11 protein-coding genes, 4 tRNA genes and 2 rRNA genes are annotated in these 20211 nt (G+C 59.9%); all 17 read left to right on the top strand.

Annotated elements, in window-relative coordinates:
* The first annotated feature begins 2 nt into the window (after window positions 1-2).
* The 17 genes from ACYQ12_RS17410 (at window position 3) to rpoC (ending at window position 20172) form a co-directional block, all read left to right on the top strand.
* Window positions 3-2889 (top strand): 23S ribosomal RNA (locus tag ACYQ12_RS17410).
* A gap of 126 nt (window positions 2890-3015) precedes the next feature.
* A 5S ribosomal RNA gene (gene rrf, locus ACYQ12_RS17405) occupies window positions 3016-3131 on the top strand.
* Window positions 3132-3404: 273 nt separating this feature from the next.
* Window positions 3405-5543, top strand: a complete 2139-nt coding sequence (locus ACYQ12_RS17400; RefSeq protein WP_459874181.1) for a TonB-dependent receptor — start codon at window positions 3405-3407, stop codon at window positions 5541-5543.
* Between the two features lie 148 nt (window positions 5544-5691).
* Window positions 5692-6672 carry a biotin--[acetyl-CoA-carboxylase] ligase gene (locus tag ACYQ12_RS17395; RefSeq protein WP_459874179.1) on the top strand — a complete coding sequence of 327 codons (981 nt, stop codon included), beginning with the start codon at window positions 5692-5694 and terminating at the stop codon, window positions 6670-6672.
* On the top strand, window positions 6669-7508 hold the full coding sequence (locus tag ACYQ12_RS17390) for a type III pantothenate kinase (RefSeq protein ID WP_459874177.1): 840 nt from the start codon (window positions 6669-6671) through the stop codon (window positions 7506-7508). The genes ACYQ12_RS17395 and ACYQ12_RS17390 overlap by 4 nt, the downstream gene beginning before the upstream one ends.
* Window positions 7509-7620: 112 nt before the next feature.
* A tRNA-Tyr gene (locus ACYQ12_RS17385) sits at window positions 7621-7704 on the top strand.
* Between the two features lie 42 nt (window positions 7705-7746).
* Window positions 7747-7820 (top strand) — tRNA-Gly (locus ACYQ12_RS17380).
* 5 nt (window positions 7821-7825) lie between these two features.
* Window positions 7826-7900, top strand: a tRNA-Thr gene (locus ACYQ12_RS17375).
* A 140-nt stretch (window positions 7901-8040) separates the two neighbouring features.
* A tRNA-Trp gene (locus ACYQ12_RS17370) sits at window positions 8041-8116 on the top strand.
* Window positions 8117-8194: 78 nt separating this feature from the next.
* The gene (gene secE / locus ACYQ12_RS17365) at window positions 8195-8563 is read left to right on the top strand and encodes a preprotein translocase subunit SecE (RefSeq protein WP_459874175.1); all 369 of its coding nucleotides are present in this window, start codon (window positions 8195-8197) and stop codon (window positions 8561-8563) included.
* A gap of 8 nt (window positions 8564-8571) precedes the next feature.
* The gene (gene nusG, locus ACYQ12_RS17360; RefSeq protein WP_459874173.1) at window positions 8572-9105 is read left to right on the top strand and encodes a transcription termination/antitermination protein NusG; all 534 of its coding nucleotides are present in this window, start codon (window positions 8572-8574) and stop codon (window positions 9103-9105) included.
* An 83-nt stretch (window positions 9106-9188) separates the two neighbouring features.
* The gene (rplK, locus tag ACYQ12_RS17355) at window positions 9189-9620 is read left to right on the top strand and encodes a 50S ribosomal protein L11 (protein WP_459874171.1); all 432 of its coding nucleotides are present in this window, start codon (window positions 9189-9191) and stop codon (window positions 9618-9620) included.
* Window positions 9621-9622: 2 nt separating this feature from the next.
* Window positions 9623-10315 carry a 50S ribosomal protein L1 gene (rplA, locus tag ACYQ12_RS17350; protein WP_459874169.1) on the top strand — a complete coding sequence of 231 codons (693 nt, stop codon included), beginning with the start codon at window positions 9623-9625 and terminating at the stop codon, window positions 10313-10315.
* A gap of 276 nt (window positions 10316-10591) precedes the next feature.
* Window positions 10592-11095, top strand: coding sequence for a 50S ribosomal protein L10 (rplJ, locus tag ACYQ12_RS17345; protein ID WP_459874550.1), 504 nt, complete (start codon window positions 10592-10594; stop codon window positions 11093-11095).
* Between the two features lie 91 nt (window positions 11096-11186).
* Entirely contained in the window at window positions 11187-11555 is a 369-nt protein-coding gene (gene rplL / locus ACYQ12_RS17340) for a 50S ribosomal protein L7/L12 (RefSeq protein ID WP_459874167.1), read from the top strand.
* 235 nt (window positions 11556-11790) lie between these two features.
* Entirely contained in the window at window positions 11791-15867 is a 4077-nt protein-coding gene (gene rpoB / locus ACYQ12_RS17335) for a DNA-directed RNA polymerase subunit beta (protein WP_459874165.1), read from the top strand.
* 87 nt (window positions 15868-15954) lie between these two features.
* Window positions 15955-20172, top strand: a complete 4218-nt coding sequence (gene rpoC / locus ACYQ12_RS17330) for a DNA-directed RNA polymerase subunit beta' (protein WP_459874163.1) — start codon at window positions 15955-15957, stop codon at window positions 20170-20172.
* The last annotated feature ends 39 nt before the right edge of the window (window positions 20173-20211 follow it).

Here is a 20211-nt window from a genome sequence, read left to right as displayed (position 1 = left end):
ATGGTCAAGCGATTAAGCGCATACGGTGGATGCCTTGGCAGCCAGAGGCGATGAAGGACGTGGAAGCCTGCGATAAGGCTCGGCGAGGTGGCAAACAACCTGCGACCCGGGCATTTCCGAATGGGGAAACCCACTCACCATCAGGTGAGTATCGCTGCATGAATACATAGTGCAGCGAGGCGAACCGGGGGAACTGAAACATCTAAGTACCCCGAGGAAAAGAAATCAACCGAGATTCCCCCAGTAGCGGCGAGCGAACGGGGACCAGCCCTTAAGCGTTGGGGCCGATAGGCGAACAGGGTGGGAAACCTGACCATAGCGGGTGACAGTCCCGTAGCCGAAATCCAACCAACGTGAAATCGAGTAGGTCGGGGCACGTGAAACCTTGACTGAAGACGGGGGGACCATCCTCCAAGGCTAAATACTCCTGGCTGACCGATAGTGAACCAGTACCGTGAGGGAAAGGCGAAAAGAACCCCGGCGAGGGGAGTGAAATAGATCCTGAAACCGTATGCGTACAAGCAGTGGGAGCCCACTTGTTGGGTGACCGCGTACCTTTTGTATAATGGGTCAGCGACTTATTTTCAGTGGCGAGCTTAACCGAATAGGGGAGGCGTAGGGAAACCGAGTCTTAACTGGGCGACCAGTCGCTGGGAATAGACCCGAAACCGGGCGATCTATCCATGAGCAGGGTGAAGGTTGAGTAACATCAACTGGAGGCCCGAACCGGGATCTGTTGAAAAAGATTCGGATGACTTGTGGATCGGAGTGAAAGGCTAATCAAGCTCGGAGATAGCTGGTTCTCCTCGAAAGCTATTTAGGTAGCGCCTCACGTATTACCGCCGGGGGTAGAGCACTGTTTCGGCTAGGGGCCCATCCCGGGTTACCAACCCGAGGCAAACTCCGAATACCGGTGAGTACAGCGTGGGAGACACACGGCGGGTGCTAACGTCCGTCGTGAAAAGGGAAACAACCCAGACCGTCAGCTAAGGCCCCAAAATCCTGGTTAAGTGGGAAACGATGTGGGAAGGCTTAGACAGCTAGGAGGTTGGCTTAGAAGCAGCCATCCTTTAAAGAAAGCGTAATAGCTCACTAGTCGAGTCGGCCTGCGCGGAAGATGTAACGGGGCTCAAACCAGGTGCCGAAGCTACGGGTTCATCCTCTGGATGAGCGGTAGAGGAGCGTCGTGTAAATCGGTGAAGGTGAGTTGAGAAGCTTGCTGGAGATATCACGAGTGCGAATGCTGACATGAGTAACGACAAGGGGAGTGAAAAACTCCCCCGCCGGAAGACCAAGGGTTTCTGTTCTACGCTAATCGGAGCAGAGTGAGTCGGCCCCTAAGGCGAGGCCGAAAGGCGTAGTCGATGGGAAACGGGTCAATATTCCCGTACCGGATGTGATTGCGATGGGGGGACGAAGAAGGCTAGGTGAGCCCGGCGTTGGTTGTCCGGGTGAAAGTGAGTAGGCTGGGATTTCAGGCAAATCCGGAATCCCCAGGCCGAGACACGAGACGAACAGACTACGGTCTGGAAGTCATTGATGCCACGCTTCCAGGAAAAGCCTCTAAGCTTCAGATCACATGCGACCGTACCCCAAACCGACACAGGTGGTCAGGTAGAGAATACCCAGGCGCTTGAGAGAACTCGGGTGAAGGAACTAGGCAAAATGGTGCCGTAACTTCGGGAGAAGGCACGCCGGCATTAGGTGAAGCCCCTGCGGGTGAAGCCGACGCCGGTCGAAGATACCAGGTGGCTGCAACTGTTTATTAAAAACACAGCACTCTGCAAACGCGCAAGCGGACGTATAGGGTGTGACGCCTGCCCGGTGCCGGAAGGTTAATTGATGGTGTTAGCTCACGCGAAGCTCCTGATCGAAGCCCCGGTAAACGGCGGCCGTAACTATAACGGTCCTAAGGTAGCGAAATTCCTTGTCGGGTAAGTTCCGACCTGCACGAATGGCGTAATGATGGCCACGCTGTCTCCACCCGAGACTCAGTGAAATTGAAATCGCAGTGAAGATGCTGTGTACCCGCGGCTAGACGGAAAGACCCCGTGAACCTTTACTATAGCTTCACACTGGATGCTGATGTTGCTTGTGTAGGATAGCTGGGAGGCTTGGAAACCCGGACGCCAGTTCGGGTGGAGCCAACCTTGAAATACCAGCCTGGCATCATTGGCGTTCTAACTCAGACCCGTCATCCGGGTCGAGGACAGTGTGTGGTGGGTAGTTTGACTGGGGCGGTCTCCTCCCAAAGCGTAACGGAGGAGCACGAAGGTACCCTCAGCACGGTTGGAAATCGTGCACTGAGTGCAAGAGCATAAGGGTGCTTGACTGCGAGACAGACACGTCGAGCAGGTACGAAAGTAGGTTCTAGTGATCCGGTGGTTCTGTATGGAAGGGCCATCGCTCAACGGATAAAAGGTACTCCGGGGATAACAGGCTGATACCGCCCAAGAGTTCACATCGACGGCGGTGTTTGGCACCTCGATGTCGGCTCATCACATCCTGGGGCTGAAGTCGGTCCCAAGGGTATGGCTGTTCGCCATTTAAAGTGGTACGCGAGCTGGGTTTAGAACGTCGTGAGACAGTTCGGTCCCTATCTGCCGTGGGCGTCGGAAGTTTGAGAAGCGCTGCTCCTAGTACGAGAGGACCGGAGTGGACGTACCTCTGGTGTTCCGGTTGTGATGCCAATCGCATTGCCGGGTAGCTATGTACGGACGGGATAACCGCTGAAAGCATCTAAGCGGGAAGCCCCCTTCAAGATGAGACTTCCCTGGGGCCTTGCGCCCCCTGAAGGGCCCAGCAAGACCAGCTGGTTGATAGGCACGGTGTGGAAGCGCAGCAATGCGTTGAGCTAACGTGTACTAATGGCCCGTGAGGCTTGACCATATAACCCCAAGGGGTCTGAGGTCACCTCGACAATTGCCGGATACCAGAGACGTATCGCGGTCAGCAGATCCATGTTGCGTCGTCGCGCGGCGGGCCGGAAGGCCTCGCGGGACGACACCAGTTACGCCTGACGACCATAGCGTGCGGGAACCACCTGACCCCATGCCGAACTCAGCAGTGAAACCGCTCAGCGCCGATGGTAGTGTGGGGTCTCCCCATGCGAGAGTAGGTCATCGTCAGGCACCTATACCGTACCCCAGCTTCGAAAGAAGCTGGGGTATTTTATTGGTGTGGAGGAAAGCCAGGGGTCTCCTCATGGAGAGTCCCGGAACGCCGGCCGAGTCATCGTCAGGCACCTCTTCGAACCCCCTGTCCCCACGGACAGGGGGTTTTTGCGTTGGTGCTCGCCAATATTGTCTCGCCGTGCATTCCTAGCGTGCGTCTCAAGCGCTGGACGTAAAATACAATGATTATCATTGAATGGGAAAGACGAGTTCCCTACTATACGCCTCGACATGAAGTTGATCCGCAAGGTCAAGGAAATTCTAATGAAAACAAGTACATTCGTCGTGGGTATGACGGTCGGACTCGCCTCCATGGGGCTTCGGGCCGCCGAGGAGCAGCAAGACACCATGGTGGTTGTCGGATCACGCACCCCATCGCAGATAAGCGAGATTCCGGGAACGGTATGGGTCGTGGAGGCGGAAGAGATCCAACAGCAGATCCACAGTGGCGTCGATCTCAAGACGGCACTGGGAAAACTGGTACCGGGGTTGGATTTCGGACCCCAGGGGCGCACCAATGCGGGGCAGAATCTGAGGGGGCGCAGCGTTCAGGTATTGATCGACGGTGTGTCGCTCAATAGCTCTCGTGGGCTTTCACGCCAGTTCGATGCCATCGATCCTTTCAATATTGCCCGGGTCGAAGTGCTGTCCGGCGCCAGCAGTCTATACGGAGGCGGCGCCACGGGCGGCATTATCAATATCGTCACCAAGAAGGGACACGCAGGTGCGCCCACTCTCGAGACAGAGCTCAGCCTGACGTCAGGCTTCAATGATAGCGAGGACCTTGACCGACGTGCTGCGGTGGCAGTCGCGGGAGGCAATGACCGGCTGCAGGGGCGTCTTGGTGTCGCTTATCAGGACAATGGGCGTCAATACGACGCAAGTGGTGACGAGATATTTCCCGATATCGCCCAGAGCGACCTGCAGGGAAACCGCAGTATCGACATCATGGGCAATCTATCATTTGCCATTGATGCGCAGCAGACCCTGGATGTGACAGCGCAGCTCTATGATTCGGGCTACGAGGATGATCGTGGTGTCTATTATCCCAACCTCACCGCGGCGACCCCGAACTTGAACGATGCCGAGATCAGCGACGGGTTTTCGGCCGATCGTGAGCCCCGTACAGAGCGCAAGCTGGTCAACGTCAATTACCATCATGCCGATCTGCTAGGCCAGGATTTCTACCTTCAGGCCTTTCATCGCGAGGAAGAAGCCGCTTTTCACCCATTCCCTTACGCCGACCGTGCCAATGGAGGCTACTATTTCGCTGCGTCCAAGCAGAATACCAAGCTCAGTGGCATCAAGGGGCTGTTCTCTGCGGATCCGACCGATAACCTGAACGTGACTTATGGCCTGGATTTTGATCGCGAGGAGTTCGATGCCAGCCAGATGTATTTCAACAAGGCCATTACCGATGCCACGGGTGGTTTGGTGCAGGAGGCAAGCCGTGTAACTCCGCGCTATCCCGGGTTTGAGGTCGACAGCATGGCGGCGTTTGCTCAAAGCGCCTGGTGGGTGACTGACTCGCTGCAGTTGTCTGCCGGTGCTCGCCAGCAACATATGGATGTGGAGATCGACGACTTCAACAGTGTGCCGGGCGGTGAGAACGATTACGACGTCACACTGTTCAATGCAGGTGTGCTGTATGAATTCTATAATGGCCATCAGGTCTGGACCAGTTACAGCGAAGGCTTCGAGTTGCCCGACCCGTCCAAATATTATGGCCGGGCGGGGCAGACGGTCAGCGACAATCCCCTGGATGGCATCAAGACGCGTCAGGTGGAGTTGGGGTGGCGTTATCGCGGTAACGACTGGCTGACTCAGGCAGCGCTCTACTATGCGTGGTCAAAAAAGGCCATCGAGTTGGACGGGGATCTGAACATCGCTCAAATCGAGGATGATCGTCGCGATTACGGCCTGGAAGCTTCGGCAACCCGTTTCTTCGGCAACCACTGGGAAGTGGGCGGAACCCTGCATGTCCTGACCTCGGAACAGAAGATCGATGATGAATGGGTGGATCGCGGAATTACGGTAGCGCCGTATCCCTCCCAAGATACGGCGACCTTGCATGTCGGCTGGTCCGATTTCGAGCGGTCGGTCCGCCTGCAGGCCAACCATGCCTGGGATTATGAGGACTATCAGAACGCTGAAATCGAAGGCTTCACGACGTTCGACCTGCTAGGTAGCCAGCAGACCGACTATGGCAGGTTCAGCCTGGGCGTGGCTAATCTATTCGATGAGCAGTATTCCACCCCTTGGGGCCAGCGTGCCGTCGGCTTCTATTCTCCGGGATATGGTCCGGCATACCTCTACGACTACCAAGGACGAGGCCGCACTTATACCTTGGCCTGGTCGGCAAAGTTTTGATTTTTACTCTTCGCAGCACAGGCAGGGCGCTCCTATCGATGAGGAGCGCCCTGTTTTGTATCGGTAGGGTCCACTTTGGTCGTTGATACTCCCCGTGGGTGGTAGGGTTCCGCTAGAATGGGGGTTTTTCCCGACTGGGGCACCTCGGATGACCATCGGCGATCTGATCCGCCTGCTGAGCGACGGAGGCTATCACTCCGGCGAGCAGTTGGGCGAAGCGCTGGGCGTGTCGCGCACGGCCGTATGGAAGCAGCTCAAGAAACTCGAGGCGATGGCTCTGCCGCTCGAAGCGGTCAAAGGGCGGGGATATCGTCTTGCGCAGCCGCTTGACCTTTTGGATGGCACGCTCATCGACCATGATCTGGCGGCACACTCCCGACGCTGCATGAAGGCGCTGTTCATCAAGGATGACTTGCCTTCGACGAATACGTTCCTGCGGGAACGCTTTCAATTGGGGGCAGGACATGCCGAGGTCTGCCTGGCAGAAAGCCAGACTGCCGGCCGAGGTCGGCGTGGCCGCAATTGGGTCACCTCCTGGGGAGGAAGCATTCTTTTCTCCATGGGGTGGCGTTTCGAAGGCGGAGTGGCAACGCTCGAGGGGCTGAGCCTGGCTGTTGGCGTGGCGCTTGCCCAGGTGCTGGAAGATTTGGGAGCGTGTGTGGCGCTCAAGTGGCCCAATGACGTGCTGCTGATCCAGGCTGGGCAGCGCTACAAGCTGGCCGGAATCCTGCTTGAAGTCAGCGGTGATGTTGCAGGCCCCTGCGAGGTGGTCATCGGTATCGGAGTGAATGTGGCTCTGCCCGCCTCGTTGCAAGGAAGTATCGGGCAGCCTGCCGCTGGGTTGCGTGACGTCATCCCTGACGTTTCACGCAACGGCCTGGCGGCCGGCATGATCAATGCCATGTTCGAGATGCTGCCGCGTTTCGAGCGAGAGGGGTTCGCTCCGTGGCAGGAAGCATGGAACCGGCGTAATGCCCATGCCGGCGAAGTCATCGAGGTCCAGCAGGGGCGGACAGCTTATCAAGCGATGGCTCAGGGAGTGGATGCGTCGGGTAATCTGCTCGTACAGACCGAAGGCCGGCTCCAGACGTTAGCCGGAGGAGAAATCAGCTTGCGCGGACTGACATGATACTGGATCTCGACATTGGCAATACGCTATCCAAGTGGCGCCTCAAGGATATCAATAGTAGCGAGATACGTTCGCGGGGTGCGGTCTGGACGCGGGAAGAGTGGCGTCCGGGCGCGGATATTCCGGATCTCGATGTGGTCGAGGCGGTGCGTATTTCCAGTGTGGCGCGTGAGGCGGTGCTGCGAGAGACGGTAGCCTTGCTGCGCCATCGTGTCGGCTCGGTGCATGTGGCTCGTTCGGTCCCCGAGGCGGTTGGTGTAACGTGCGGCTATGAAGAACCCTCGCGGCTTGGCGTGGATCGCTGGATGGGGGTCCTGGCCGGTTATCAGTTGACGGGGGGCTGCTGTAGTGTCGATTGCGGCAGTGCGATCACCATGGACTTCGTGCTCTCCGGCGGGCGCCACCTCGGGGGATACATACTCCCTGGGCTACGCTTGATGAAGGAGAGCCTCAAGCTGGGAACGCGCAATGTGGCGATCGATCCCGACAGTGAGGCGGACGAGCTGCTCGCTCCGGGACGCAACACCATCGAGGCCGTTAATCACGGGATCTACATGGCTGCAGTGAGTGCCGTCAATCGCATCTATAGCGAAGTCTGTGACCGAGAGGGCGTCAGCCTGCCGCTGTTGCTGACCGGTGGTGATGCCCGAGTCGTGTCGCGAGGTATCAGGATGCCTCATGCTGTCTGGCCGGATATGGTATATGCCGGTCTGGAGGCCCGCTTCCCGTTGACGGGAGCCGAACGTGCCGGGCGCCTTTCGGGAGCGCCCGTCGTGCCCACTCCAGCACCGCTAGAAAAAATTCGCGCAGGACTTGCATTCTCAATGCTGCTTTGACACACTACGCCGCGTTCCGAGATACACGGCTCGGGCGCTGGCAGATTCGCAACACAATAGTTGGTAAGTGCTTGACAAATCAGCCGGAGGTGGTAGAATTTGCCGCCACGTTGGAGGGGTTCCCGAGTGGCCAAAGGGAGCAGACTGTAAATCTGCCGCGAAAGCTTCGAAGGTTCGAATCCTTCCCCCTCCACCAGATTTTGCCGACTGGCGTTGCGAGTTGGTGCAAGAGTAGGTAGCGGGCATAGTTTAATGGTAGAACCTCAGCCTTCCAAGCTGATGATGCGGGTTCGATTCCCGCTGCCCGCTCCAGTTTCGCTCATGTAGCTCAGGGGTAGAGCACACCCTTGGTAAGGGTGAGGTCGACGGTTCAAATCCGTCCATGAGCTCCAGTTAGAAGAGGCGAGCAAGATGCTCGTCTTTTTCTTTATCTGCGAGAGTTGCCAAGTGTGGGCGTGTTCGTTATCATTGCGCCCGCTGTCATTTGGACGCTAGTCTAGATAGCCGCAGCGTCGCGGATGACAAAAGTTACAGGCCAGTAGCTCAATTGGCAGAGCAGCGGTCTCCAAAACCGCAGGTTGGGGGTTCGATTCCCTCCTGGCCTGCCAGTCTTCCCCAGGCTGGCTATTTCTGATATAATTTCTTGTTCTCGATTGCCGCGCCCTGACTTTGAGGAGTTCCTTTCCATGAAACACAGCGCCGAGGTGCAGGGGTCGCGCCACGACGTGGCCAAGTGGGCGGTCGTCGTCATCCTCGTTGGGCTCGCTGTCGTCGGTAACGCTTACTTTGCTGAACAAGCCTTGCTATATCGCGTGCTGGGCGTAGTCGTCCTGGGTGTCGCCGCTGCGGCAGTCGCGCTGACGACGGCAAAGGGGCAGGCGCTGATGGATCTGGCGCGCAATTCGCGTAAAGAGATTCAGCGCGTGGTATGGCCGACGCGTCAGGAAACCCTGCAAACCACTCTGATCGTGCTGGCAGCCGTGCTGCTGGTGGGTTTGATGCTGTGGGTGATTGACACCGTTCTTGGCTGGGCGATGTCCGGCATCATTGGTTAGGAGACTCCATGTCCAAGCGTTGGTACGTCGTTCACGCCTATTCCGGTTTCGAGAAGCATGTCATGCGCTCGCTGATCGAGCGTGTCAAGCTGTATGGCATGGAAGATCAGTTCGGCGAGATCCTGGTCCCGACGGAAGAAGTCGTGGAAATGCGCGATGGCAAACGCCGCAAGAGCGAGCGCAAATTCTATCCCGGCTACGTGCTCGTCGAAATGGAAATGAATGACGAGACATGGCACCTGGTCAATGAGACGCCTCGCGTCATGGGCTTTATCGGTGGTACGCCGGAGAAGCCTGCGCCCATCACCAAGAAAGAGGCCGATGCCATCCTGCGCCGTGTCCAGGACGGCAGCGACAAGCCGCGCCCCAAGACGCTTTTCGAGCCGGGCGAGATGGTGCGTGTCATTGATGGTCCGTTTGCCGACTTCAATGGCGCCGTCGAAGAGGTCAATTACGAAAAGAGCCGCCTCCAGGTCAGTGTGCTCATCTTCGGTCGCGCCACGCCTGTAGAGCTGGAATTCTCGCAGGTCGAGAAAGAATAGTCCGAATCTCTGCTGTACTTTGGGCCGAAATCCGGCCTTAACCCGGGGAGCCGCAAGGCGCTATCACCCAACTGGAGTTCATCATGGCGAAGAAAGTCCAAGCCTATATCAAGCTGCAGGTTGCAGCGGGTAAGGCGAACCCGAGTCCCCCCGTCGGCCCCGCGCTGGGTCAGCACGGTGTGAATATCATGGAATTCTGCAAGGCCTTCAACGCCGCAACGCAGGAAATCGAGCCGGGTCTGCCGACACCGGTGGTGATCACGGTCTATTCCGACCGCAGTTTCACCTTCGTTACCAAGACGCCGCCTGCTGCCGTGCTGCTGAAGAAAGCCGCCGGTATCAAGTCGGGTTCCGGTGTGCCGAACAAGACCAAGGTCGGCACCGTCACGCGTGAACAGCTCGAAGAGATCGCCAAGACCAAGGAGCCCGATCTGACGGCTGCTGATCTTGACGCTGCGGTTCGTACCATTGCCGGCAGTGCCCGTAGCATGGGTCTCAACGTGGAGGGCCTTTGATCATGGCGAAACTGTCCAAGCGCGCTCAGATGATCCGCGAGAAAGTCGACGCCTCCAAGGTTTATAGCCTGGAAGAGGCGGTTGCCCTGCTTGCCGAGGTTTCTACGGTCAAGTTCAAGGAGTCCGTCGAGGTTGCCATCAACCTGGGTGTCGATCCGCGTAAATCCGACCAGGTAGTACGTGGTGCTACCGTCATGCCCAACGGTACGGGCAAAGACGTACGTGTAGCCGTCTTTACCCAGGGTGCCGCTGCTGACGCTGCCAAGGAAGCCGGTGCCGACATCGTCGGCATGGACGATCTGGCAGACCAGGTCAAGAAAGGTAACCTCGACTTCGACGTCGTCATTGCCTCCCCCGATGCGATGCGTGTCGTGGGCCAGCTGGGCCAGATCCTCGGTCCGCGCGGTCTGATGCCGAACCCCAAGGTCGGCACCGTAACGCCCGATGTAGCGACGGCAGTCAAGAATGCCAAGGCGGGTCAGGTGCGTTTCCGTACCGACAAGAACGGTATCATCCATACCAGCCTGGGCAAGGTGGATTTCTCCTCCGACGCCATTCGCGGCAACCTGGAAGCTCTGGTTAACGACCTCAAGCGTCTGAAGCCCAGCACCTCCAAGGGTATCTATTTCAAGAAGCTGACCCTGTCCACCACCATGGGCCCGGGTCTGACCGTCGACCACAGCGCATTCGCGTGATCGATGATGGTAGCAGTAACTTTGCGGTCCCCGTGCCAAGCGGGCGGGGCACCGTCAAAGACCGCAGGTGACGCCTGAGGGCGGCTTAATCGCTCGACATGCAGCCGGTTCGTAGGGCCGGTTTGCATGAAGAGTAGCCTGCGCAGATGGTGTGCCCCGCCAGTTCGCTGGTGAGCACCATCACCCAAGACTCCCCTGTTGTCAGTCAGACAGTGGGAGAGATGGTAACCACCGGGACGTTCGTCATGAGTGTCCCGGCACGAAGGAGTGAACACCGTGCCACTAGGTCTCGAAGGCAAGAAAGCAATCGTTGCTGAGGTCAGTGAAGCCGCTAAGGACGCTCTCTCCGTCGTTGTTGCCGATTCCCGCGGCGTCACTGTCAGCGCAATGACCGATCTGCGCAAACAGGCCCGCGAGAATGGCGTCCAGATTCGTGTTGTCCGCAACACTCTGGCACGCCGCGCACTAGCCGGAACTCCTTGGGAGATTCTGGACGAGACTTTCTCAGGCCCGACCCTGCTGGCCTTCTCCTATGAGCACCCGGGCGCTGCCGCTCGTCTGTTCAAGGAGTTCCTGAAGGGACAGAAGGACTTTGAAGTCAAGGCGCTGGCTTACGAAGGCGAGCTGATTCCGGCTGCTGACATCGATCGTCTGGCCACGTTGCCGACATACGACGAGGCGATTGCCAAGCTGATGTCCGTCATGAAGGAAGCTTCTGCCGGCAAGCTGGTTCGTACCCTCGCAGCATTGCGTGACAAGAAGCAGGAAGAAGCCGCTTAAGCGCGTCCTCCTGAATTGTCTGAAACGTGAATGGGTTTATTGAGCGCTGAACCGCGATGCGGGGCGCTCCGCAAAGTTTAGGAAACATATCATGGCACTGACTCAAGAAGACATCATCAACGCCGTCGCCGAAATGTCCGTTATGGAAGTCGCTGAACTGGTTTCCGCAATGGAAGAGAAGTTCGGCGTTTCCGCTGCTGCGGCCGTTGTTGCTGGCCCGGCTGCTGCTGGCGAAGCCGCTGAAGAGCAGACTGAATTCGATCTGGTGCTGACTGGCGCCGGTGACAAGAAGGTCAACGTCATCAAGGTGGTTCGCGAGATCACCGGTCTCGGCCTGAAAGAAGCCAAGGCAGCCGTAGACGGCGCTCCGGCGACCGTCAAGGAAGGCATGTCCAAGGACGATGCCGAAGCGGCCAAGAAGAAGCTGGAAGAAGCCGGCGCAAGCGTGGAGCTCAAGTAACTTCGTGCTCATGGCTTCACGCGCTGCGTAAGCTTCCACGGCTGGTGGCGGGCTTCCCGCTGCCGGCCTTTTTCTGTTGTGACTAGCCTGGCGTTGTCAGACTACCGCTAGACGAATTCCGACGGCGAGCCTCTCGATGGGGGCTTGCCGTCAGCGCCTGACGGGGTGGGTCCGCCCCGTCAGGTGGCGCCGACCACGCATCGGTCACCCATGGTGAACAAGCTGGGGAATACAGATGGCTTACTCATACACTGAGAAAAAACGCATCCGCAAGGATTTCGGCAAACTGCCACAAGTAATGGATGTGCCCTACCTGCTGGCCATCCAGCTTGATTCCTATTACGACTTCCTCCAGCAGGACCGGGCACCCGAGGCGCGTCTTGATGTCGGCCTGAACGCAGCCTTCAAGTCCGTGTTCCCCATCGAGAGTTTCTCAGGAAGTGCCGCTCTCGAGTACGTCAGTTATCGTTTCGGTACCCCGGCGTTCGACGTCAAGGAGTGTCAGCTTCGCGGAGTGACCTACTCGGCACCGTTGCGGGTCAAGGTGCGCTTGATCATTTATGACAAGGAGTCATCCAACCGGGCGATCAAGGACATCAAGGAGCAGGAAGTCTATATGGGGGAAATCCCCCTGATGACCGAGAACGGGACCTTTGTCGTCAACGGTACCGAGCGTGTCATCGTCTCCCAGCTGCACCGTTCGCCGGGGGTGTTCTTCGATCACGACAAGGGCAAGAGCCACTCCTCGGGCAAGCTGCTCTATTCTGCGCGGATCATCCCTTACCGTGGCTCCTGGCTGGACTTCGAGTTCGACCCCAAGGACAACGTCTTCGTACGTATCGACCGTCGCCGCAAGCTGCCGGCGACCGTGCTGCTGCGTGCGCTGGGCATGAGCGCCGAGGAGATCCTCGAGACCTTCTTCGTCACCAGCACCTATCACATCGAGGAAGCGGGCTTCTCGGTGGATCTGGTGCCGTCGCGCCTGCGCGGTGAAACCGCCACCTTCGACATCAAGGATGTCGATGGCAGCGTGATCGTCGAAGAGGGCCGTCGCATCACCCAGAAGCATATCAAGCAGATGGAAAAATCGGGTCTCGAGCGTCTCGAGGTGCCGATGGAGTACCTGTTTGGCAAGACGCTGGCCAAGGATCAGGTCGATCCCAACACCGGCGAGCTGATCTGCGAATGCAACACCGAGATCACGCCGGAGCTGCTCGAGAAGCTGGGCCGTGCGGGCATCACCTCGCTCGAGACGCTCTACACCAATGAGCTCGACTGCGGGTCGTTCATGTCCGACACGCTGAGGATCGATACCACGCGCTCGCAGCTCGAGTCGCTGGTCGAGATCTATCGCATGATGCGTCCGGGCGAGCCGCCCACCAAGGAAGCGGCCGAGACGCTGTTTCACAACCTGTTCTTCACCGAGGACCGCTACGACCTTTCCGGCGTCGGTCGCATGAAGTTCAACCGCCGCCTGCGTCGCGATAGCGACGAGGGGCCGGGTGTGCTGGGCAACGATGACATCCTCGACGTGCTCAAGGAGCTGATCGCCATTCGTAACGGCTTCGGCGACGTCGACGATATCGACCACCTGGGCAACCGTCGCATCCGTTGTGTCGGCGAGATGGCCGAAAACCAGTTCCGCGTAGGGCTGGTGCGTGTCGAGCGTGCGGTCAAGGAACGTCTATCCATGGCCGAGAGCGAAGGCCTGATGCCGCAGGACCTGATCAATGCCAAGCCGGTCGCGGCGGCGGTCAAGGAATTCTTCGGCTCGAGCCAGCTGTCGCAGTTCATGGACCAGAACAACCCGCTTTCCGAGGTGACGCACAAGCGTCGTGTCTCCGCCCTCGGCCCGGGTGGTCTGACCCGTGAGCGCGCCGGCTTCGAGGTGCGCGACGTTCACGCCACGCACTACGGCCGTCTGTGCCCGATCGAGACGCCGGAAGGTCCGAACATCGGTCTGATCAACTCGCTGGCCACCTACAGCCACACCAACAGCTACGGCTTCCTCGAGACGCCGTACCGCAAGGTCGTGGATCGTCAGGTCACCGACGAGGTGGTGCATCTCTCGGCGATCGAGGAGGGCGATTTCATCATCGCTCAGGCCTCGGCCACCGTCGATGAAGGCAACAAGCTGGTCGACGATCTGGTTCAGGTCCGCCACAAGGGCGAGACCACCTTCATGGCACCCGACAAGGTGACCTTGATGGACGTGTCGCCGCGTCAGGTGGTCTCCGTCGCCGCGGCGCTGATTCCGTTCCTCGAGCACGACGACGCCAACCGCGCTCTGATGGGGTCGAACATGCAGCGTCAGGCGGTGCCGACCCTGCGTGCCGACAAGCCGCTGGTGGGCACCGGAATGGAGCGTTTCGTGGCGCGTGACTCCGGCGTATGCGCCGTGGCGCGCCGCGGCGGGGTGATCGACTCGGTCGATGCCAAGCGCATCGTGGTGCGGGTCAACGAGGAGGAGATCATCGGCGGCGAAGCGGGCGTCGATATCTACAACCTGACCAAGTACGTGCGCTCCAACCAGAACACCTGTCAGAACCAGCGTCCCATCGTGCGCCCGGGTGACGTGATTGCCCGTGGCGACATCCTGGCCGATGGCCCGTCCGTCGACATGGGCGACCTGGCACTGGGGCAGAACATGCGCATCGCCTTCATGCCCTGGAACGGCTACAACTTCGAGGACTCCATTCTCGTCTCCGAGCGGGTGGTGCAGGAGGATCGTTTCACCACGATCCATATCCAGGAGCTGACCTGCGTATCCCGCGACACTAAGCTGGGTGCGGAAGAGATCACCTCGGATATTCCCAATGTCGGGGAATCGGCGCTGGGCAAGCTCGACGAAGCGGGCGTTGTCTACATCGGCGCCGAGGTCGGCCCCGGCGACATCCTGGTCGGCAAGGTCACGCCCAAGGGCGAGACCCAGCTGACCCCGGAAGAGAAGCTGCTGCGCGCGATCTTCGGTGAGAAGGCCAGCGATGTTAAGGACACCTCGCTGCGTGCACCGACCGGCATGAAGGGAACGGTCATCGACGTGCAGGTCTTTACCCGCGACGGCGTCGAGAAGGACTCCCGCGCGCTGTCCATCGAGCAGATGCAGCTCGACGAGGTGCGCAAGGATCTCCAGGAGACCTACCGCATCGCCGAGGATGCCACCTTCGAGCGCCTCAAGCGCACGCTGCTCGATCAGCCGGTCAACGGCGGGCCCAAGCTCAAGAAGGGCGACGTGCTCTCCGAGGAGTATCTCGACGAGCTGCCGCGTCAGCAGTGGTTCAAGCTGCGCCTGCAGGACGAGACGCTCAACGAGTTGCTGGCGCAGGCCGACGAGCAGCTGGAGAACCGTCGCAAGGAGATGGACGAGCGTTTCGAAGACAAGAAGCGCAAGCTCACCCAGGGCGACGATCTGGCGCCGGGCGTGCTCAAGATCGTCAAGGTCTACCTGGCGGTCAAGCGTCGCATCCAGCCGGGCGACAAGATGGCCGGCCGTCACGGTAACAAGGGTGTCATCTCCGCGATCATGCCGATCGAGGACATGCCCTTCGACAAGACTGGCGAGCCCGTCGATATCGTGCTGAACCCGTTGGGCGTGCCGTCGCGCATGAACGTCGGGCAGATTCTCGAGACCCACCTGGGCCTGGCGGCCCGCGGGCTGGGCGTCAAGCTCGAGCGTATGCTGCGTGACGCCCGCGAGCAGCAGGTGAACGAGATTCGCGAGTTCCTGGGGCAGGTGTACAACACCCCGGGCACCCGTCAGGAAGATATCGACTCGCTCTCCGACGAGGAGGTCATCACTCTGGCGCGCAACCTGCGCGGCGGTGTGCCGATCGCCACGCCGGTATTCGACGGGGCCAAGGAGCACGAGATCAAGCATCTGCTCAAGCTGGCCGATCTGCCCGAGTCGGGCCAGATGGAGCTGTCCGACGGACGTACCGGCGAGAAGTTCGATCGCCCGGTGACCGTGGGTTACATGTACATGCTCAAGCTCAACCACCTGGTGGATGACAAGATGCATGCGCGCTCCACCGGCTCCTACTCGCTGGTCACCCAGCAGCCGCTGGGCGGCAAGGCGCAATTCGGCGGGCAGCGCTTCGGTGAGATGGAGGTCTGGGCCCTGGAGGCCTACGGCGCGGCCTACACCTTGCAGGAAATGCTCACGGTCAAGTCCGACGATGTCGAAGGGCGTACCAAGATGTACAAGAGCATCGTCGATGGTGACCACACCATGCAGGCCGGCATGCCGGAGTCCTTCAACGTATTGGTGAAGGAAATTCGCTCGCTGGGCATCGATATCGAGCTGGAAGGCTGAAGGCCTGACGCTGTCGAGAATGACGGTCCGCGGGGTCCCGGAAGTTTCGGGCCCCGCTCATGACAACTCCGCAACGGAGCCGACCCCATGAAAGATTTGGTGAAAGTCCTCAAATCGCAGGCACAGTCCGAAGAGTTCGACGCGATCAAGATCACGCTCGCGTCGCCGGACATGATCCGCTCCTGGTCCTATGGCGAGGTCAAGAAGCCGGAAACCATCAATTACCGTACGTTCAAGCCTGAGCGTGACGGCCTGTTCTGCGCCAAGATTTTCGGGCCGGTAAAGGATTACGAGTGCTTGTGCGGCAAGTACAAGCGCATGAAGCATCGCGGCATCATCTGCGAGAAGTGCGGCGTCGAGGTCACCAAGGCCGCGGTGCGTCGCGAGCGTATGGGCCATATCGAACTGGCCAGCCCGGTCGCGCACATCTGGTTCTTGAAATCGCTGCCGTCACGCATCGGCATGTTCCTCGACATGACCCTGCGCGACATCGAGCGCGTGCTGTATTTCGAATCGTTCGTGGTCATCGATCCGGGCATGACCACACTCGAGCGTGGTCAGCTGCTTAATGACGAGCAGTATTTCGAGGCGCTCGAGGAGTTCGGTGACGACTTCGACGCGCGCATGGGCGCCGAGGCGATCCAGGCACTGCTCAAGGACATCGATCTGGCCGAGGAGATCGACCGCCTGCGTGAGGAGATTCCGCAGACCAACTCCGAAACCAAGATCAAGAAGCTCTCCAAGCGCCTGAAGCTGCTGGAAGCCTTCTACAAGTCCGGCAATGCGCCGGCGTGGATGATCATGGAAGTGCTGCCCGTGCTGCCGCCGGACCTGCGTCCGCTGGTACCGCTGGACGGCGGTCGCTTCGCGACCTCGGATCTCAACGATCTGTATCGCCGTGTGATCAACCGCAACAACCGCCTGAAGCGTCTGCTCGATCTCAATGCGCCGGACATCATCGTGCGTAACGAGAAGCGCATGCTGCAGGAGTCGGTCGACGCACTGCTCGACAACGGGCGTCGCGGTCGTGCCATTACCGGTTCCAATAAGCGTCCGCTGAAGTCGCTGGCCGACATGATCAAGGGCAAGCAGGGGCGCTTCCGTCAGAACCTGCTGGGCAAGCGCGTCGACTATTCCGGCCGCTCGGTCATCACCGTGGGCCCGACCCTGCGTCTGCACCAGTGCGGTCTGCCCAAGAAAATGGCGCTCGAGCTGTTCAAGCCGTTCATCTACTCCAAGCTGCAGCTGTCGGGACAGGCGTCCACGATCAAGGCAGCCAAGAAGATGGTCGAGCGCGAGCTGCCGGAAGTGTGGGATATCCTCGCCGACGTCATTCGCGAGCATCCGGTGCTGCTCAACCGCGCACCGACCCTGCACCGTCTGGGCATCCAGGCGTTCGAGCCGCTGCTGATCGAGGGCAAGGCCATCCAGCTGCATCCGCTGGTGTGTGCCGCCTACAACGCCGACTTCGATGGCGACCAGATGGCGGTTCACGTACCGCTGACGCTGGAAGCCCAGCTCGAAGCCCGTGCGCTGATGATGGCAACCAACAACGTGCTGTCACCGGCCAACGGCGAGCCGATCATCGTACCGTCCCAGGACGTGGTGCTGGGGCTGTACTACATGACGCGCGAGAAGATCGGCGCCAAGGGCGAGGGCATGGCATTCGCCAACCTCAACGAGGTCGAGCGTGCCTTCGGTACCCAGAGCGTGTCGCTGCACGCCCGGGTCAAGGTGCGTCTGACCGAGTATCTGCCCGAAGAGGAGGGCAGTGAGCCGGTTGCCCGGACCTCGCTGTTCGATACTACCGTGGGTCGTGCGCTGCTGTTCCGCATTCTGCCCAAGGGCATGCCCTTCGAGCTGGTCGACCAGCCGATGAAGAAGAAGGCCATTTCGGGGCTGATCAATGAGGTCTACCGCCGTGCCGGCCTCAAGGATGCGGTCATCTTCGCCGACCAGCTGATGTATACCGGCTTCCGTCTGGCGACTTGGTCCGGAGCGTCGATCGGCGTCAATGACTTCGTCATTCCCGACGAGAAGAAGGCGATCGTCGATGCGGCCGAGGATGAGGTCAAGGAGATCGAGGACCAGTTCTCCTCCGGTCTGGTGACCGCGGGCGAGAAGTACAACAAGGTCATCGACATCTGGTCCAAGGCCAACGACAAAGTCGCCAAGGCGATGATGGCGGGCATCTCCAAGGAGACCGTCACTGACCGCGAAGGTAACCAGGTCGAGCAGGACTCGTTCAACAGCGTGTTCATCATGGCCGACTCCGGTGCCCGTGGTAGCGCGGCGCAGATTCGTCAGCTTGCGGGGATGCGTGGCCTGATGGCCAAGCCGGATGGCTCGATCATCGAGACGCCGATTACCGCCAACTTCCGTGAGGGGTTGAATGTACTTCAGTACTTCATCTCCACCCACGGGGCGCGTAAGGGGCTGGCGGATACGGCACTCAAGACCGCCAACTCCGGTTATCTGACGCGTCGTCTGGTCGACGTCGCCCAGGACCTGGTGATCACCGAGCAGGATTGCGGCACCGAGGAAGGCCTGACGCTGCATCCGGTCATCGAGGGCGGCGACGTCATCGTCTCGCTGGCGCAGCGCGTGCTGGGCCGCGTGGTGGCTCAGGATGTCGTCGATCCGGCTAGCGATGAAGTGCTGATTCCGCGCGGTACGCTGCTCGATGAGGCGTGGTGCGAGCGGCTCGACACCATGGGCGTCGATGAGATCGTGGTGCGCAGCGCCATCGCCTGTGACACGGCTCACGGGGTGTGCTCCGGCTGCTACGGGCGCGATCTGGCGCGCGGCCATCAGGTCAATATCGGCGAGGCGGTGGGTGTCATTGCCGCGCAGTCGATCGGCGAGCCGGGTACCCAGCTGACCATGCGTACCTTCCACATCGGCGGGGCCGCATCGCGTGCCTCGGCGGCCGATAGCGTGCAGGTCAAGCACGGCGGTACGGTGCGTCTGCACAATATCAAGTCCGTCGAGCGTGCCAACGGCCGACTGGTGGTGGTATCCCGCTCCAGCGCCCTGGCGGTGGCCGACGACCACGGGCGCGAACGCGAGTACTACAAGCTGCCTTACGGTGCCGAGCTGTCGGTCAAGGACGGCGACAATGTCGAGCCGGGTGCACTGGTGGCCAAGTGGGACCCGCACACGCATCCGATCGTCGCCGAGGTCGAGGGCAAGGTGCAGTTCATCGACATGGAGGAAGGCATCTCGATTCACCGCACGGTCGATGAGATGACCGGGCTGTCTTCCATCGAGGTGATCGAATCCGCGGCACGCCCGGCAGCAGGACGCGACAAGCGTCCGATGATCATGCTGCAGGACGAAACGGGTGAGCACGTGACATTGCCGGGCTCCAATACGCCGGTTCAGTACCTGCTGCCGGGCAATGCCATCGTCTCGGTAGAGAATGGCGCGGGCATCGGTGTCGGTGAAGTCATTGCGCGTATTCCCGTGGAGGCGTCGGGCAACAAGGACATCACCGGGGGTCTGCCGCGTGTCGCGGATCTGTTCGAGGCGCGCAAGCCGAAGGAGCCGGCCATTCTCGCCGAGATCAGCGGTACCGTGACCTTCGGCAAGGAGACCAAGGGCAAGCGGCGTCTGACGATCACACCGGAAGGTGGCGATCCGTTCGAGATGCTGATTCCCAAGTGGCGCCAGATCGCAGTGTTCGAGGGCGAGACCGTCGAGAAGGGCGAAGTCATCTCCGACGGGCCGAGCAACCCGCACGATATCCTGCGTCTGCTGGGCGTGGCGGAACTGGCCAAGTACATCACCACCGAGATCCAGGACGTCTATCGTCTGCAGGGGGTCGGCATCAATGACAAGCACATCGAGGTGATCGTGCGTCAGATGCTGCGCAAGGTCGAGATCACCGATGCCGGCGACTCGAGCTTCATCCCCGGCGATCAGGTCGAGTATGTGCGCGTGGCGGAAGAGAATGCACGCCTGCAGCAGGAAGACAAGTTCCCGGCCAAGTTCGATCGCCTGCTCCTGGGCATCACCAAGGCCTCGCTGGCGACGGAGTCGTTCATTTCGGCGGCCTCGTTCCAGGAGACGACCCGCGTGCTGACCGAAGCGGCAGTCACCGGCAAGCGTGACTATTTGCGGGGACTGAAGGAGAACGTGGTGGTGGGACGCCTGATCCCGGCCGGTACCGGCCTGACCCACCATGCGGAGCGCCGTCGCAAGCGTGAAGACGTCGAGCGTACGCTCCACCCGTCGGCCTTCGATGTCGAGCAGGAGTTGGGTGCTCAGCTCACTGCGCTCGATTCGGACGACGACGAATTGTAAGGAAATGCCAAGACCGGCCGCGAAACGGCGGCCGGTCTT

It is taken from the genome of Halomonas shantousis, from assembly GCF_054654615.1.
The sequence above is the reverse complement of the archived record's forward strand: the minus strand, read 5'-3'. Positions and strand labels throughout refer to the sequence as shown.

Excerpts from the sequence above, each read along its gene's own strand:
- rpoB (WP_459874165.1), top strand. The coding sequence starts at position 11,791 with ATGGCTTACTCATACACTGAGAAAAAACGCATCCGCAAGGATTTCGGC.
- rplK (WP_459874171.1), top strand. The coding sequence starts at position 9,189 with ATGGCGAAGAAAGTCCAAGCCTATATCAAGCTGCAGGTTGCAGCGGGT.
- rpoC (WP_459874163.1), top strand. The coding sequence starts at position 15,955 with ATGAAAGATTTGGTGAAAGTCCTCAAATCGCAGGCACAGTCCGAAGAG.
- nusG (WP_459874173.1), top strand. The coding sequence starts at position 8,572 with ATGTCCAAGCGTTGGTACGTCGTTCACGCCTATTCCGGTTTCGAGAAG.
- rplL (WP_459874167.1), top strand. The coding sequence starts at position 11,187 with ATGGCACTGACTCAAGAAGACATCATCAACGCCGTCGCCGAAATGTCC.
- secE (WP_459874175.1), top strand. The coding sequence starts at position 8,195 with ATGAAACACAGCGCCGAGGTGCAGGGGTCGCGCCACGACGTGGCCAAG.
- ACYQ12_RS17400 (WP_459874181.1), top strand. The coding sequence starts at position 3,405 with ATGAAGTTGATCCGCAAGGTCAAGGAAATTCTAATGAAAACAAGTACA.
- rplA (WP_459874169.1), top strand. The coding sequence starts at position 9,623 with ATGGCGAAACTGTCCAAGCGCGCTCAGATGATCCGCGAGAAAGTCGAC.
- ACYQ12_RS17395 (WP_459874179.1), top strand. The coding sequence starts at position 5,692 with ATGACCATCGGCGATCTGATCCGCCTGCTGAGCGACGGAGGCTATCAC.
- ACYQ12_RS17390 (WP_459874177.1), top strand. The coding sequence starts at position 6,669 with ATGATACTGGATCTCGACATTGGCAATACGCTATCCAAGTGGCGCCTC.